Origin of the sequence: Bradyrhizobium sp. RD5-C2 (genome assembly GCF_019972155.1) — a bacterium.
Lineage (GTDB): Bacteria > Pseudomonadota > Alphaproteobacteria > Rhizobiales > Xanthobacteraceae > Bradyrhizobium.
Genome location: NZ_BOVL01000018.1, coordinates 7,294 through 22,877, shown reverse-complemented (window position 1 = coordinate 22,877; position 15,584 = coordinate 7,294). Strand labels below are relative to the sequence as shown.

14 protein-coding genes are annotated in these 15,584 nt (G+C 64.6%); 7 read left to right on the top strand and 7 right to left on the bottom strand.

What is annotated here, in order from left to right:
• Positions 1-37 precede the first annotated feature (37 nt).
• From BraRD5C2_RS20625 to BraRD5C2_RS20615, 3 genes are all read right to left on the bottom strand, one after another.
• On the bottom strand, positions 38-1,345 hold the full coding sequence (locus BraRD5C2_RS20625; RefSeq protein WP_223970830.1) for an MFS transporter: 1,308 nt from the start codon (positions 1,343-1,345) through the stop codon (positions 38-40).
• 231 nt (positions 1,346-1,576) lie between these two features.
• Positions 1,577-2,017, bottom strand: coding sequence for a MaoC family dehydratase (locus BraRD5C2_RS20620; protein WP_223970827.1), 441 nt, complete (start codon positions 2,015-2,017; stop codon positions 1,577-1,579).
• Positions 2,018-2,028: 11 nt separating this feature from the next.
• Entirely contained in the window at positions 2,029-2,520 is a 492-nt protein-coding gene (locus tag BraRD5C2_RS20615) for a MaoC family dehydratase (RefSeq protein WP_223970825.1), read from the bottom strand.
• Between the two features lie 169 nt (positions 2,521-2,689).
• On the opposite strand from BraRD5C2_RS20615, the gene BraRD5C2_RS20610 reads away from it, so the two are divergent.
• From BraRD5C2_RS20610 to BraRD5C2_RS20600, 3 genes are all read left to right on the top strand, one after another.
• Complete coding sequence (locus BraRD5C2_RS20610) at positions 2,690-3,460, top strand: IclR family transcriptional regulator domain-containing protein (protein ID WP_223970821.1); 771 nt, start codon at positions 2,690-2,692, stop codon at positions 3,458-3,460.
• 129 nt (positions 3,461-3,589) lie between these two features.
• On the top strand, positions 3,590-4,927 hold the full coding sequence (locus BraRD5C2_RS20605) for an amidohydrolase (RefSeq protein WP_223970818.1): 1,338 nt from the start codon (positions 3,590-3,592) through the stop codon (positions 4,925-4,927).
• A gap of 104 nt (positions 4,928-5,031) precedes the next feature.
• Complete coding sequence (locus tag BraRD5C2_RS20600) at positions 5,032-5,658, top strand: pyridoxamine 5'-phosphate oxidase family protein (RefSeq protein ID WP_223970815.1); 627 nt, start codon at positions 5,032-5,034, stop codon at positions 5,656-5,658.
• A gap of 121 nt (positions 5,659-5,779) precedes the next feature.
• Here the strand turns inward: BraRD5C2_RS20600 and BraRD5C2_RS20595 are convergent, their stop codons facing one another.
• On the bottom strand, positions 5,780-6,205 hold the full coding sequence (locus BraRD5C2_RS20595; RefSeq protein ID WP_223970812.1) for a hypothetical protein: 426 nt from the start codon (positions 6,203-6,205) through the stop codon (positions 5,780-5,782).
• A gap of 277 nt (positions 6,206-6,482) precedes the next feature.
• Here BraRD5C2_RS20595 and BraRD5C2_RS20590 point away from each other — a divergent pair, with 277 nt between their 5' ends.
• Together BraRD5C2_RS20590 and BraRD5C2_RS20585 are read left to right on the top strand one after the other, a co-directional pair.
• Complete coding sequence (locus BraRD5C2_RS20590; protein WP_223970809.1) at positions 6,483-7,655, top strand: M20 aminoacylase family protein; 1,173 nt, start codon at positions 6,483-6,485, stop codon at positions 7,653-7,655.
• A 42-nt stretch (positions 7,656-7,697) separates the two neighbouring features.
• Positions 7,698-8,555: a lysozyme inhibitor LprI family protein gene (locus BraRD5C2_RS20585; RefSeq protein WP_223970807.1), complete on the top strand. Its 858-nt coding sequence runs from the start codon at positions 7,698-7,700 to the stop codon at positions 8,553-8,555.
• 11 nt (positions 8,556-8,566) lie between these two features.
• Here BraRD5C2_RS20585 and BraRD5C2_RS20580 read toward each other — a convergent pair whose 3' ends face one another.
• The gene (locus tag BraRD5C2_RS20580) at positions 8,567-9,748 is read right to left on the bottom strand and encodes a cytochrome P450 (protein WP_223970804.1); all 1,182 of its coding nucleotides are present in this window, start codon (positions 9,746-9,748) and stop codon (positions 8,567-8,569) included.
• Between the two features lie 138 nt (positions 9,749-9,886).
• Between BraRD5C2_RS20580 and BraRD5C2_RS20575 the strand changes: the two genes are divergently transcribed.
• Positions 9,887-10,795 carry a LysR family transcriptional regulator gene (locus BraRD5C2_RS20575; protein ID WP_223970801.1) on the top strand — a complete coding sequence of 303 codons (909 nt, stop codon included), beginning with the start codon at positions 9,887-9,889 and terminating at the stop codon, positions 10,793-10,795.
• 88 nt (positions 10,796-10,883) lie between these two features.
• On the opposite strand, the gene BraRD5C2_RS20570 is transcribed toward BraRD5C2_RS20575, so the two are convergent.
• Together BraRD5C2_RS20570 and BraRD5C2_RS20565 are read right to left on the bottom strand one after the other, a co-directional pair.
• Positions 10,884-12,506 (bottom strand): inorganic phosphate transporter, encoded by a 1,623-nt coding sequence (locus tag BraRD5C2_RS20570; RefSeq protein ID WP_223970799.1) that lies wholly within the window; start codon positions 12,504-12,506, stop codon positions 10,884-10,886.
• A gap of 593 nt (positions 12,507-13,099) precedes the next feature.
• Positions 13,100-14,533: a UdgX family uracil-DNA binding protein gene (locus BraRD5C2_RS20565; protein ID WP_223970796.1), complete on the bottom strand. Its 1,434-nt coding sequence runs from the start codon at positions 14,531-14,533 to the stop codon at positions 13,100-13,102.
• Between the two features lie 255 nt (positions 14,534-14,788).
• Between BraRD5C2_RS20565 and BraRD5C2_RS20560 the strand changes: the two genes are divergently transcribed.
• The gene (locus BraRD5C2_RS20560) at positions 14,789-15,583 is read left to right on the top strand and encodes an ImuA family protein (protein WP_223970793.1); all 795 of its coding nucleotides are present in this window, start codon (positions 14,789-14,791) and stop codon (positions 15,581-15,583) included.
• Position 15,584 lies beyond the last annotated feature (1 nt).

The window sequence follows — 15,584 nt, the reverse complement described above, 5'->3', positions numbered from 1 at the left end:
CAAGCCCGGCCGACGGCGCCTGGCATGCGCTGGATGACTAGGGACGGCTCGGTTCGGCCAATGTGACCTCATGTCTCGCTCGGGGAACGCAGAGGATCAGCGTCAGCATACCGATCGCGAGCAGTGCGCCGACGAGGGCGAGCGGTGCGTAGATGCTCCCGGTTGCGACATTCATCCAGCCGATCAGGGCAGGGCACACCGCGCCGCCGAACGAGCCGATCGCGCTGATCAGCGCGATGCCGCCCGCCGCGGCGCTGCCTTCCAGCATCGCGTTCGGAATGGTCCAGAATAGCGAGAGAATCGCGAAGATGCCGATCGAGGCGATGGCGAGCAGGGTTACGGTCAGCAGGATGCTGCCCTGCGCGGTCTGCAGGGCGATGAAGCACGCCGCCGCGACGAGGCCGCAAGCGACCACGTGCCAGCGCCGTTCCCGTGTGCGATCGGAGCTGTAGCCGATCGCGACCATGCCGATCGCCGACGCCACCGAGATCGCGCCGCTCAGCCAGCCGATCTCGGTTGTGGTCGCCACTCCGACGCGCTTGAGCAGCGTCGGCGTCCACAGCAGGATGGTGTTGAGCGAGCAGAAGAACGCAAAATAGATGAAGGAGAGCAGGTAGACGCGCGGCTCGCGCAGCGCCGCCGCGAAGCTGCTTGTCGTGTTGGGGGCGGCGGCGCGATCGCGCGCGAGATCGCTTGCGACCTGCCGTCGCTCGTCGGCGCTGAGCCATGTTGCGGCATCTGGCCCGTCGGCGAGATAAAGATATGCGGCGATGCCGAGCAGCACGGCGGGAACGCCTTCGAGGATGAACAGCCACTGCCAGCCGTGCAGGCCATGGACGCCTTGCATGTGATCCATGATCAGGCCCGACAACGGTCCTGCAACGACGCCGCCGAGCGGCACGGCCATCACGAACAGGCTCGTCATGCGGCCGCGCACGCGGTCCGGAAACCACAGCGTCAGGTAATACAGGATGCCGGGGAAGAAGCCGCCCTCGGCGGCGCCGAGCAGGAAGCGCAGCAGATAGAGGTGATACTGGTTCTGCACCAGCGCGAGCAGTACGGTGACAGTGCCCCACAGCAGCATGATCCGCAGCAGCGTCTTGCGGACGCCGATCCTGACCAGCAGCAGATTGCTCGGCACTTCGAGCGCGACATAGCCGACCGAGAAGATGCCGGCGGCAAGCCCGAACACCGCGTCATCGATGTTGAGGTCGTGCAGGAATTGAAGCTTGGCAAAGCCGATGTTGAAGCGATCGATGATCGCCACTGTGTAGCAAGCCAGCAGGAACGGGATCAGGCGCCAGGCGATCCGTCGATAGAGCCGCGATTGGGCCGAGTCCTGCATGAAAGTCTCCTCAGTGACTAATTGTTCGTTAGTGCGGCGACGGCAGTGCGCTCCCTCGCCCCGTTCTTACGGGGAGAGGGTTGGGGTGAGGGGCTGTCTCCGCATAGTCAGAGAGAGCTAGGCATGCGGAGACTCCCCCTCACCCGGAATGCATCTGGCGATGCATTCCGGCCTCTCCCGCACGCGGGGCGAGGCGAGGTTGAGTTCGCCGCTCGACTTGAGTGTCTTTCGCTACTTCGCCGGAAACTCCAGCATCGCTTCACCGGCCGCGACCGTCTCGCCGCGTTGGTTCTGCACGGCGACATCGACCAGCACCCAGCGCGACTTCGCGGTGGTCTGCTTGGCCTTGATGGTGCCGGCGGGGCGGATCGTGTCGCCGGGCTTCACCGGCTTCAGCCAGCGCGTCTCGAGCCTGCGGTGGATCGCGCCCGCGGGAAGCGCCCAGTCGGTCAGCATGCGCGAGATCAGGCCGAAATTGTTCATGCCATGCATGATGATGCCGCCGAAATTGGTCTTGCCGAAATCGCCCTTCATGTAGTTGTCGTCGAGATGCAGCGGGTTGTAGTCGAGCGATGCATCGCAGAACAGGCGGATCGATTCGCGCGAGACGGCGAAGGCGGGGCCGTCGATGGTGTCGCCGGCCTTGAGAGCGTCGAAATTCGCTGTGGTCATCGTGATCCTCCTTACATCGGACGGATGGTCTGGCCGCGACCCGAGCAGATCACGTCGCCATGCTGGTTGAAGAAGACGTTGTCGTGCACCACGAACAGCCGCTCGCGCTTGATGAACTTGTCGAGCGCGCGGGCCTGCAGGGTGATGGTGTCGCCGGGACGGGCAGGGATGTTGTAGCTCCATGACTGCCCGGCATTGACGGTGCCCGGCGAACGCATCCAGTCGTCGGCCGGCGTGCAGGCGAACATCAAGAGGATATGAATCGCGGGCGGCGCGATCAGTCCGCCATAGGGCCCGGCCTTCGCGGCCGCTTCGTCGAGATAGAGCGGATTGGTCTCGCCGACCGCACGGCAGTACAGCGCGATCGCGTCCTGCGTGAGCTGGTAGGGCAGTGTCTTGCGCGGCTCGCCGGGGACAATGTCGTCCCACACCTTGCGCAGCTTCGCGTCCTTCCAGAAATCGGTTTCGAACGGGGTGGCCGCAGAACTTTCTGCTTGCGCCATCGAGGATCCTCCTGCTATTCAGTTCGCCAGGCGAACATTTAATTCGCTGTGTGAATTGAGGCTAGCGCGGTCGGGAGCCCCTGACAAGCGGGCAGCGCCGCGTCATGTGTAGGCAGCCATGCGGGCTGCGATGTGAAGAGCAGAACGACGCCCCCACCAAGATGACGCCATGAGCAAAGAGAGCGACGGCTTCGTGCGCGCGATCGCGCGCGGTTTCTCGATCATCGAGGCGCTCGGCAAACCGCCGGGCCGGCATACGCTGGCGGAGGCCGCCGATACTGCCGATCTCAACCGCGCCACCGCGCGCCGCATCCTCGCGACCCTGGTGGCGCTGAAATATTGCGCCTCGGATGGACGCTATTTCAGCTTGCGGCCGCGCGCGCTCGGGCTCGGCCTGTCCTACCTCAATGCATTGCCCTATTGGGCGCATGCGCAGCGCGCGCTGGAGAATTTGCGCAACGAGATCGGCGAGTCCTGCGCGATGGCGGTGCTCGACGAGGATGAGATCGTCTACGCGCTGCGTCTGCCGGCGCGGCGAATCCTCTCGGCCAATCTCGGCGTCGGTAGCCGGCTGCCCGCGCATCTGGTGTCGCTCGGCCGCGTCATGCTGGCGGCGCTGCCGCCAGGCACCCGCGAGGCTTATCTCGCGATCGGCGGCTTCAAGCAGGTCACGCCGCGCACCGTGACCGATCCGGATCGTCTCGGCGAATTGCTCGCGCGGGTCGAGAGCGACGGCTACGCCTGGGTCGATGGCGAGCTCGATCCCGCGATATGCGGCATCGCCGTGCCGTTGCGCGATCCGGCCGGTGCGGTGGTCGCAGCGCTCAGCGTTAATACGATTTCCGGCACGGTCAGCGAGGCCGGCGCGCGCAAGAAATTTCTGCTGCCGCTGCGCCGCACCGCACAGGAGATCCGCAGCCAGATGCTCACGTCAGGTTAGGCGCACACGCTCTGGATCAGTCATTGTTTCCCGTCACCGTGCCTGCTTAAATCGCGCGGCCGAGCCCGGCCTGGCGATGTAGCTGGCTACTCGGGATGCAGTATCCGGACTTCGGTTGGAGCGATTGCCATGAAGAAGATTGTTCTCACGCTGCTTGCGTCCGCCGCGCTCTGCGCGTCATTGCCGCACCGCGCCAATGCCGAACTGGATGTCGTCGCGCTGAAGGGTGCAATCGAGAAATCGGTCGAGACCGACTATCCGAAGCTCGACGCGCTCTACAAGGACCTTCACGCCCACCCCGAGATCGCGTTTCAGGAGGAGAAGACCGCCGCCAAGCTGGCTGCCGAAATGCGGGCGCTGGGCTTCGAGGTGACGGAGCATGTCGGCAAGACCGGGCTGGTCGCGATCTACAGGAACGGCGAGGGCCCCACCATCATGGTGCGCACCGAGCTCGATGCGCTGCCGATGGAAGAGAAGACCGGCCTTCCCTATGCCAGCCACGACAAGACCACATGGCAGGGACGGGAAACCTTCGTGGCGCACAGCTGCGGCCACGACGTCCACATGGCGAGCTGGGTGGGGACGGCCAAGACGCTGGTCGGCCTGAAAGACCAATGGCACGGTACGCTGATGTTCATCGCCCAGCCGGCTGAAGAGATCGTGGCGGGCGCCAAGGTGATGCTGGCGGATGGTCTGTTCACGAGGTTTCCAAAGCCGAATTTCGGCTTCGCCCTGCACGACGGCCCGTTCGCCTACGGAACGGTGCGCTATCGCGTCGGGATCGGATCATCTGCCGCCGATGGCCTCTACATTAAATTCCATGGTCGCGGCGGGCACGGTGCGGTGCCACAGGCGACGATTGACCCAGTGATGATGGCCGCGCGCTTTGTCGTCGATGTTCAGAGTGTGATCAGCCGCGAAAAGGACCCGACCGAATTTGGCGTGGTCAGCATCGGCGCAATTCACGGTGGCACCGCGTCAAACATCATTCCTGATGACGTGGTGCTGCTCGGCACCATTCGCACCTTCAAGCCGGAGGTGCGCGCCAAAATGCTTGCCGGCATCGAGCGGACGGCAAAGGCGGTTGCCGCCATGTCGAATGCGCCGGAGCCTGAGATCAACCTGGCCGAAGGGACCAAGGCCGTGATGAACGATCCGGACGTGGTCGGCACGGCGGAAAAGGTGCTGAAGGCGGCGTTTGGCGACAAGTTCGCAACCTCGCCGCCGGGCACGCCCAGCGAGGATTATTCGGAATTCGTCAGTGCCGGGGTGCCGTCGATGTTCTTCAACATCGGTGTCTATGAGCCGGAGCGCGTCGCCGCAGCCCGAGCGGGCAACGGCCCGCCATTGCCGAGCAATCATTCGCCGCTGTTCGCGCCGGTGCCGGAGCCCACCATCAAGACCGGTGTCGAGGCCATGACGCTTGCCGTGCTGAGCGCGTTCGACCGGCAGGCGAAGGGAAACTAGCCGCCTGCGGCCGGGCAGGCGCAGAAAATTCACTGTCGCTCAGCCGAACAATCTGGGCGTGCCAAGACTCGCAGATAGATTGATCAACTTGTTGGAGAAGTCACGTGGCAGACCCGGTCCGCGCCCCTTTCTACCACGACGGAATGCGTGAATTGCAGGACCGCTTCGACGGCCGTCGCGTCGCCGACGGTCTCGAGAAGCATCGCCTGCACTTCGAATTCTGGGACCAGGAGCGCAAGCTCATCGAGGAGACGCGGTTCTTTTTCATTGCGACGAGCTATCAGGACAACGTCGATTGTTCGATGCGTTGTGGCGATCCCGGTTTTGTGAAGATCACCGGGCCCGACACGCTCGAATATCCCGAGTATGACGGCAACAACATGTACCGCACGCTCGGCAACATTCACCGCAACCCGAACGTCGGGTTGCTGTTTGTACGCCTCGACGGCAAGACTTTTCGCGCGCGCATCCGAGGCAAGGCAACGATCGACGACAGCGCGGAAACGCTTGCCCGGCACCATGGCGCGAAGGTTGTCGTGCGCGTCAAATGCGAAATCTTTCCGAATTGCCCGCGCTACATTCCGGACCTGATGAGCACGTCAGCGGATGCCCCGGCCAATCCGTTCGTTCCTCGGCCCGGGTACGAGCCGCCCGCACCGGAATGGAAGAGCCGGGATTACCTCAAGGACGTGCTTTCGAAATACGACCCGCATCGGAAAGGCGACGCATAGCGGGCGGGCTCGCCGTCGCGAAACGGGATCTTGCTCTGCGCCGCGCTTCAGGGGCAAAGCGGACGTGGCTTCCAATCGTCCGCGCCCTCAGCGGATATGGGATCGGCGGAGCAAAATCCGTTCAGGGCAGCGGCGCCATATAGGGGATGCTGCCGACCAGAACGAACACCTGCACCGCATTGCACAGCATGCCGCCCCAATGCAGCCGGCGCAGCCGCCGCACCGCGGTCGGATCGCCCGAGTCGCGCGCGTCCGCCTCGGCATCGAGCCGCCGCAGAAACCATCGGCGTGCCAGCACCGCGAAGGCCGCGATCAAGGCGATGCCAAGCGCGACAGCCGGCCGGCCCGCCGCGGCGAAGGCGAGCGTCCCGATCACCCCCGAGACCGTCAGCACCAGGAAGTAGGCATTGAACATGCCGCGCAGCAGGCGGGTGACGGGCGGGACGTCGAGCTTCACGAGCAGGAACGCCGGCGCCGCGAGCAGGAAGTAGCCCATCGGCACCAGCAGGATGATGGTGGAGAACAAGACCGCTTGATCCGGCGTCATGCAGCCGCGCCCTTCTTCGAGGAGGATTTCGGTGCGGAAACCTCAAGTAGTATCCGCATGAGATATCCCCGGCACTATTAGGCTTTGGTCGGATGCGATCCCGTCAGGCCGGACATTGGCAAGCGGACGCAAGGCCACTCGGCCCTACGTCCGGGGAATATTCGGCATCCCATTTGCGAATGCAGGGCCCAAGCCGGAGGCATGCCACATCTGTTGGGTGGACCGCCTCTTGCATGCTAGAGAGGACTTACGTGCAACCTCCGAGGCCAGAACTCTCATGCCCATCGTCAACCGCGTCGCCGATCTGCAACCCGATATCCAGGCTTGGCGCCGCAACATCCATGAACACCCCGAACTGCTCTACGATGTGCACCGCACTGCATCATTCGTGGCGGACCGGCTGCGAGAATTCGGCTGCGACGAGGTCGTGACCGGGCTCGGCAAGACCGGTGTGGTCGGGGTCATCAAGGGCAAGAAGGGAGCGGCCAAGGGCGAGGTCAAGGTGATCGGCCTGCGCGCGGACATGGACGCGCTGCCGATCCACGAGGAAACCAACCTGCCTTACGCCTCGAAGACGCCAGGCAAGATGCACGCCTGCGGCCATGACGGCCACACCGCGATGCTGCTCGGCGCGGCGCGCTATCTCGCCGAGACGCGCAATTTCGCCGGCGATGCGGTCGTGATCTTCCAGCCGGCCGAGGAGGGCGGGGCCGGTGCCGCCGCCATGATCAAGGACGGCCTGATGGACCGCTTCGGCGTCCAGCAGGTCTACGGCATGCACAACGGTCCAGGGATTCCGATCGGCTCGTTTGCGATCCGCTCCGGCCCGATCATGGCGTCCACCGACGAGGTCAATATCAACATCGAAGGGCTCGGCGGCCACGCCGCGCGGCCGCATAAATGCATCGATTCGGTGATGGTCGGCGCGCAACTGATCACCGCGCTGCAGTCGATCGTGTCGCGCAGCGTCGATCCGCTGGATTCCGCCGTGATCTCGATCTGCGAATTCCACGCCGGCAATGCCCGCAACGTGATTCCGCAGACCGCGGTCTTGCGCGGCACCGTCCGCACCCTGACCCCGGAGGTCCGGCAATTGATCGAGAAGCGCATCGGTGAAGTGGTCAAGGGCGTGGCCCAACTGACCGGCGCGCGGATCGATCTCGACTACAAGCGCGGCTATCCCGTCACCGTCAACCACGCCTCGCAGACAGAATTCGCGACCCGCATCGCCAAGGAAGTGGCCGGCGACAGCAACGTGCATGCGATGCCACCGCTGATGGGCGGCGAGGATTTTTCGTATATGCTGGAAGCGCGGCCCGGCGCCTTCATCTTCTGCGGCAACGGCGACAGCGCCGGCCTGCATCACCCCGCCTACAATTTCAACGACGAGGCGATCGTGTTCGGGACGTCGTACTTCGTGAAGATCGTGGAGGACGCGCTGGCGGCGTGACCGTTGCCGGCCGTCATTGCGTGAAGTCGGCAAGGGAAGGCGATGAGACTGGGCATTATCCTGGCCTTGAGCGTTCTTGTCGCGGTCCGTTCGTCGTCGGCTCTTGCGCTGGACTGCGCGCGGGCCTCTTTGCCGGTCGACAAGCTGATCTGCGCCACGCCGAAGTTGAAGCAGGCTGACGCCGTGATGAGCGCGGCCTATTTCAAGCTGTTGCGAGAAACCAAGGACCGCGAATTCCACGATGCGCTGGTCCAAAGCCAGCGCCGATGGCTCGCGGTGCGCTCACAAGGTGCCGACCGGTACGGACAGGGGGAAGATGACAAGACCGACGATCGCGAGGTGTTGCTCAAGATGACTCGCGATCGCCTGGCTCGCCTGCAGACCACCGAGCCGATCCGCGCTATGGAGCGCCAGCGTGAAATTGTTGCCAAGGACGGCGGCGGCCCCTTTGCCGGTTACATGACATCCTGCGTTCTTCTGCCACCGCCCTACGGAGGCTGGAGCTACGGCTGCTGGGGCGCGGCGCATCGCCAGAACAACGACAGGGTTTGCAGCGTCGAAATGGCTTGGGCGAGCGGTCACGTGACCGAATATCGGCTTGTTAGTGTCCTGAAGGACGGCGAACCCAAGCCCGTGGCGATTTGCTCAATCGGTTCTGACACGACGAGCGCGCGATGCCCGGAGCCCGGCGACAACGCTACGATCTGGGGCGATGCGCGCTGGAATACGAATCCTGCCTCGCCCAACGATCTGCCCCCGCCCTACACCGGCGATCTCTGGAAATACGATCCTGACATTGATGTCGACGCGATCGACAAGCCATGGATGCACGATTGCCTATTCGCCGCGTCCTATCCGCCTGCGGATAGCGGCCGCGTCGTTCCTGCCGCCGGCAAGTAATGCGATAATCCTCACGCGTCCCATTGCACCGGCAGCGTCACCGGACCGCGGAACACCCAGCCGCGGACGACAGGCGGGGTCTCCGCGCGGAGGCGCAAATTGCGCAAGCGGTCGAACAGCATCGGCACCACGATCTTGCCGACGGTGAGCCGCGACACCCAGGTGCCGGCGCAGAAATGCGGTCCGGCGCCGAACGCCAGATGCGATTGCTTCGGTCGCGTCACGTCGAAACGATCGGGCTCGGCGAAGCGATTGCCGTCGCGGTTCGCGGCACCGACGCAGAGCCCGATCTGAAGGCCCTCGGGCAGCGTGGTGCCGGAAAGATCGACATCGCGCGTGACGCGGCGCGGATACATGCCGATCGGCGAGATCCAGCGCACGGCTTCCTCGAGCGCGGCGGGCCATAGCTCCGGCTTCGCCAGCACGGCGTCCTGCTGCGCCGGGTTTTGCAGGAGGCCGAGCACGAGGGTCAGGATTGCATCGCGCGGCTCGTTCAGTCCGCCGCCGATGATCACCTTGATGTTGGCGCGGATGCCCTCGATCGGCATCGGCGGATCGGCGTTGACCATCGAGGACAGGATCGAGGGGTTGGGGTGGCTGCGGTGATCGTCGAGCACCGCGTCGATCGCGGTGTCGACATCGGCGCTCGCCTGCATCGCCTTACGCTCGATTTCGGCGTCGGCAGCGTAATTGCCGGCGCCGTCGATCAGTGCCTGCGACAAGTCGGCCAGGGTCTGCCACGGCATCGCGCGAAAGCCGATCATCGCCATCAGGCTGAGCGAAGCCATCGGCGCGGCCAGCGCTGAGAACAGATCGGCCTCATCGGCAGCGGACAGGTCATCGATCAGCGCTTGCGCGATCGCGGTGAATTTCGGCGCCCAGTATTCCTTGATCGTGGCCGGGCGGAACGAGGGCTCGATCGCCTTGCGGCCGATCGCGTGCTCGGCGCCGTCCTTGCGCATGAAGGTCGGCCCCATCACCTTGTTGACCAGCGATGTCGGATTGTCGGCCGAGTAGGTCGCCGGGTCGCGCTCGATCCGCACGATGTCGTCGAAGCGCGTCACCAGTGTCAGCTTCGCGGCCTCGACGAACACCGCCGGCGCCAGCTCGCGCAGGCGGCGGAAGGTCGGATAGGGGTCGTCGAGCAGATCCTGATACGCGATGTCGGTGACGATGGGCACGGTGCTGGTCATTGGTCCTCCCGGGGCGCTTTTTTGCGAAGCCTAGCGCCAGGCGACGCAATCGCTAAATTCGATGGGCTCGATATCAGTCATCGAAATATTAAATGACATTGTGATAGGCTGGGCCGCCAGCAAGGCGGGAGGTGCAACGTGGCGGCCAATTCCTCGATCGATCCGATCGACATCGGGACTTTGCGGACGCTGGTGCTGGTTTACGATCTGCAGTCGTTCTCGGCGGCCGCCAAGCGGCTCGACGTCAATCAGTCCACCATCAGCTATGCGGTGGAGCGGCTGCGCGGCGCGCTCGGTGATCCCCTGTTCGTGCGCAACGGCAATGGCGTGACCGCCACCGAACGCTGCGCGGCGCTGGTCGCCTGGGCGCGGGACATGATCGGCGAGATCGACGGGCTTGCCTCACCGGTCGAATTCGATCCGGCGACGGCACAGGGCAGCCTGACGATCTCCTGCAATTATCACGAGCGGCAGACCTTGATGCCGCAGTTCAGTGCAGGGCTGCGTGCCGGCGCACCAAAAGTCCGTCTCGTCCTGCTCGACGCCGCGGGCCATGGCAACATCCATCTCAAGCAGAACCAATGCGACATCGTGCTCGGTCCGGTCGGGATCGTCGGCGAAAGCTTCTTTCGGCGCCATATCCTCACCGATCACTATGTCTGCGTGATGGATCCGGCCAATCCGCTGGCGCGCGGCCGGATCGCATTGTTGGCCTATGCCAAGGCCGAGCATGTCTTCATCACCCATAGCGGCGAGTGGCAGCCGCTTTATCTCGAGGCGCTGAAGGCGAGGGAGATCGAGATCGAGCCGGCGGTCAGCCTTCCGAACCACGACAGTCTGGAGCGCATCGTCGCCGGCACGAAGCTGGTCGCGACCATTCCGTATCACCTTGCGCGGGCGATGCGCGGCGGCCTGCACGTCGCCTCGTTGCCGTTCCGGGTGCCGATCTCGATCGACATGTACTGGAGCGCCCGGACGGCCAAATCGGGCCTGCACAAATGGGCGCGCGGCCTGCTGGCCGAGATCGCGAAAGTGTACGCCGCCTGAGCGCGCCGCGATCCTCAAAAAGCAAAAGGCCCGCACCTAACGCGCGGGCCTTTTACCCGGCGCGTTGCCGCGCCGAGAGCTTGGGGCATCAGAACACGTGGTAGAACACGTAGTACAGACAGCCCGAGAGGATCATCGCGGCCGGCAGGGTCAGCACCCAGGCCATCGCGATGTTGCGGATCGTCGACCATTGCAGGCCGGAGCCGTTGGCGGCCATGGTGCCGGCGATGCCCGACGACAGCACGTGCGTGGTCGAGACCGGGAGGCCGTAGCCATCGGCTGCCGCGATGGTCGCGGCGGCCGTGATCTCGGCGCAGGCGCCCTGCGCGTAGGTCAGGTGGGTCTTGCCGATCTTCTCGCCGACCGTGACGACGATGCGCTTCCAGCCGACCATGGTGCCGAGGCCGAGCGCGATGGCGACGGCGAACTTCACCCAGCTCGGGATGAACTTGGTCGCGGCATCGAGCGAGCCCTTGTACTCGGTCAGCGTGGCGACATCGGCGGCGGTCAGCTCGGCTTCCTTGTCCTTCATCAGGAAGCGGATCGCCTCGGACGCCAGGTACATGTCGTTACGGGTGTTGCCGACCGCGTCAGCCGGGAATTTCGCCAGCGATCCATACTGGGCAACCTGCTGGCCGATGTCGCGCACCAGCACCGCGAGCGACGGGAAGGTGCCTTCGTTGATCTGGTGCTGCGCGACGTAGTTGGTCACGGCCGGGCGGGGATTGCCGATCACGTTGTAGCCGGCGGCCTTGCCTTCGATGACCTTGCTGGCCGAGGTGGAGTGCGCGGCGAACTGCTCGATCTGGTTCGCGGGCAGCGCGCGGTTCAGCGCGTAGGCGGTCGGCACGGTGCCGATCAGGATCAGCATGATCAGGCCCATGCCCTTCTGACCGTCGTTCGAACCGTGGAAGAAGCTGACCAGCGTGCATGTCAGGATCAGGATGCCCCGGATCCACCACGGCGGCGGTTGGTTGCCGACCGGCTCGCCGAACAGCGCGGGCGTCGCACGCGCCAGCACGGCCTTGAGGATGTAGAGCAGACCGGCGGCGAGCACGAAGCCGAACAGCGGCGACAGCAGCAGCGCCTTGGCGATGCCGGCAGCCTGGGTCCAGTCCACGCCGGAGGTGCCGTCGCGGCCGCGCAGCAGCGCGTTGGTGATGCCGACGCCCATGATCGATCCGATCAGGGTGTGCGAGCTCGAGGCCGGCAGGCCAAGCCACCAGGTGCCGAGATTCCAGAGGATGGCGGCGATCAAGAGCGCGAACACCATCGCAAAGCCGGCGCTGGAGCCGACCTGCAGGATCAGTTCGACCGGCAGCAGCGACACGATGCCGAACGCGACGGCGCCGCTCGAGAGCAGCACGCCGAACAGGTTGAACATGCCCGACCAGACCACGGCGACATGCGCCGGCAGCGAGCGGGTGTAGATCACGGTGGCGACCGCGTTGGCGGTGTCGTGGAAGCCATTGACGAACTCGAAGCCGAGCGCGATCAGCAGCGCGACGAACAGCATGATGTAGGGCAGGAACGACGTGACGCGCGTGCCGGTGGCGTCGACGTCGGCATAGATGCTGTAGGCAACGAACAGCAGCGCGGCCGCGACCACGCCCAAATAAATGATCCCCGTCATAGGGTGGAAGCCCTTGTCGAGGTCCGGACCCTTTTTCAGGGCGGGCTCGATCGAGCCGGGTAACGCCATATCGCTCATGGTAAACTCCTGTCCCAATGCCTCCGATTTTGATCCATGCATATGACAGGCAATTGAAATCCGGCCCGTGAAATGAACCGGCGACCCATTACGGTGGACATCCCGCCGAATTGTTGTGCAAGGCATTGAAGGTCCACGGGCCTTCGCGGCCTCGTGGCAATCTTCAGCAACAGACGATCACCGATCGCGCACTGATCGTGACTGAAGTCACCGTCCGGGTTTCGTGGGGCGAGACGTGTGGGAGGCGAGGACGCCGGCAGTGGGACGCCGGGCCCGCGAAGCCACGCCACCGGGAATCGAGGTCACCGGAAATCCTGGCAACCAGGAATTCAAATAACCAGAAAAGCGACGCGTGCCGCGAGCAAGTGGGTGAGGAGGGAAGGATTGCGAGATGAGGTGGCGCGCCGCACGATTGGGGCTAGCAAACCGCGCAGCGCGCCCGCCTCAGGTACGTCATGGCGTGAACATGACGCCCGATACCTTTGGAACACGTCACAGTACCACGGATCAATTAAAGGTTGTAGGTATTTGTCCGCGTCCAGAAACAATTTCACGTTGAAGTGTAGCTCCCGGTTCCGCCGGTTCGGCGCAACTCAGGCCGCGCGGGCCGCATTGCGCAACTGATCTGCGGCAATTTTCAGGTCGTCGATAAAGCGCTGATATTCCAGCGCTTTGGCTTTCTCGTCGGGCAGACGCAACAGGTAGGACGGGTGCACGGTGACGAGCACCTTGGTTCCGTCGTGATCGAGCAGGCGGCCGCGGTTCTTGTTGATCGGGGTGATCTTGCCGAGCACGCTCTGCGCTGCGGTGGCGCCGAGCGCCACCACGAGTTCCGGCCTGATGGCGGCGAGCTCGCGCGCGTACCACCGACGGCAGGCGCGGATCTCCGGCGTGCCCGGCTTCTGGTGCAGCCGGATCTTGCCGCGCGGCACGAATTTGAAGTGCTTCACCGCGTTGGTGATGTAGACCTTGGCGCGCGCGATGCCGGCGTCCTCAAGCGCGCGATCGAGCATCTGCCCGGCCGGTCCGACAAAGGGATGGCCTGCGAGATCTTCCTTGTCGCCGGGCTGCTCGCCGACCAGCATCAGCATAGCACTTTGCGGTCCTTCGCCGAACACGGTCTGGGTTGCGTCCTTCCATAGCGGGCAGGCGCGGCAATCGGCGGCCTCTTCGCGCAAGGCCGCAATCGTGTCGCGAGCTTGCATGTCGTGAGGTTGCTTGCGGGCCATCGGCTCATCCTGCAGCTTCCGCGGCTCGGCCGCCTTGCGTGCGATGAAGGGGCCGCTGGTCATGCGCATGGCGTCTTCGATCAGCGGCTTAATGATCGAGTCCTCGGGCAGGTTCCTCCAATAGGCCTGCGGCATCTCCATCACTTTCAGCCGCGCGGGATTGAAGAGGCCGTTGTCATGACGCCGCCAGGCCTCCTCGAGCCGATCCTCGCTCGGCACCTCGGATTTGGCGACGCCCGGCGAGATCGAGATCGCGTGCCCGTCCCAATGCGCGCAGACGTCGGGGGTCAGGATCGACCACGGCATGTCGGCGAAGCGGCCGGCGAAGAAAGGTGCGGCGAACTCGACGATGCGATGCTCCGGCTCGAACCAGGCGACGTAATGCGCCGTCCGTTCGCGGCCGATCTCGCGGAAGCGGAGCTGCGCGTGCATCCTGTCGATATCGCCATAGACCGCGCGCGCCATCGCGTGGACCTCGGCGACATCTGGGTCGGTCGTCACGCTGAGCAGATCGTGATGGCTGCGCAGCCGCCATAGCAGGCGATAGAGCAGGGCGAAGCGCGTGTCATTGCGATGCAGGATCGCGGTCTTTGCGAGCTCGACGAATATGGCTGTCACGTTGAACCGCGCCTGCGGCGCATCGGGCAAGTCATTCGCGCAGGATGCCGACGGCAGTTCGTCGTCCTTGCGTACGGTCCACGTGACCTCCGCAGGCTTCACGTCATTCAACGCCAATCGCCGCGCGGCCTTGCGCCAGCCCTCGAAATCGGTGTCGTTGTCGAGCACGATGATACGCATACGATTGCTCCGTTTCCGTCACGTCGCCATTTTCGGGGCCAGTGCACCTGGCGTGCGGGAGATCAGGTTGCGTCCGGTTTTGGGGCTCCCGAATCCCATTGATTCCATTCATGAATCGATGAGCTCACCAATCCGATTGACTCTGCCGGCCCTGTTAGCTTTATATTAGAACATATCATGAACAAATGGGCCAGTCCCTGGTTCTCTGTTCTGGTCAGTGACGGTCTCAAATTTTCAAGTGGAAGGAGCGGCGCAATGAACGGCGCACGCACGGGTACGCTTGCGTCTCTGCGCGGCAGCATCGCGCGCATCGAGGCGCCATCGGAGGCGGCGATGCCGAACCGCATCGCGCTCGGACACACGAGCGCGGACGCGATCCTGCGCGGCGGGCTTGCGCCGGCTGCGCTGCACGAGGTGTTCGCGGCCGGCCATCAAGGCGGCGCGGCGACCGGCTTCATCGCGGGGCTCGCCGGACGAGTGTCAGCGCGCAAGCCGCTGGTCTGGGTGCGGCAGGATTTTTCCGATCGCGAAAACGGCGCGCTGTCGATGCGCGGGCTGGCCGAGCTCGGCCTCGATCCGCGCCTCCTGGTCACCGTGCGTGCCGCCGATGTCGACAGCGGGCTGCGCACCGCGGCCGACGCGCTCGCCTGCGATGCGCTCGGCGCTGTTGTCCTCGAGATCTGGGGCGATGCGCGCCAGCTCGATCTCGTCGCCAGCCGCAAATTGACCTTGGCCGCGCAAGCCTCCGGCGTCACCGCGCTACTGCTGCGGATCGCCGCCACGCCGATCCCCTCGACCGCGGAGACGCGCTGGATCGTGCGCGCGGCGCATTCGCCGCCCGGCAATGCCGCAAGCGCCTGGGGCGCGCCGCGCTTCGAGGCCGAACTCGTGCGCAATCGTCATGGCCCGGTCGGGCGATGGATCATGGAATGGAAATGTGATGAGTGCCAATTCAGTGAACCGTCGGCGTATCCTCAGCCTGTGGCTGCCGCGCCTGCCCATCGACCGCATCAAGCGCAAGCTCGCGCAGGACATCGCCTCGCAAGCTGAG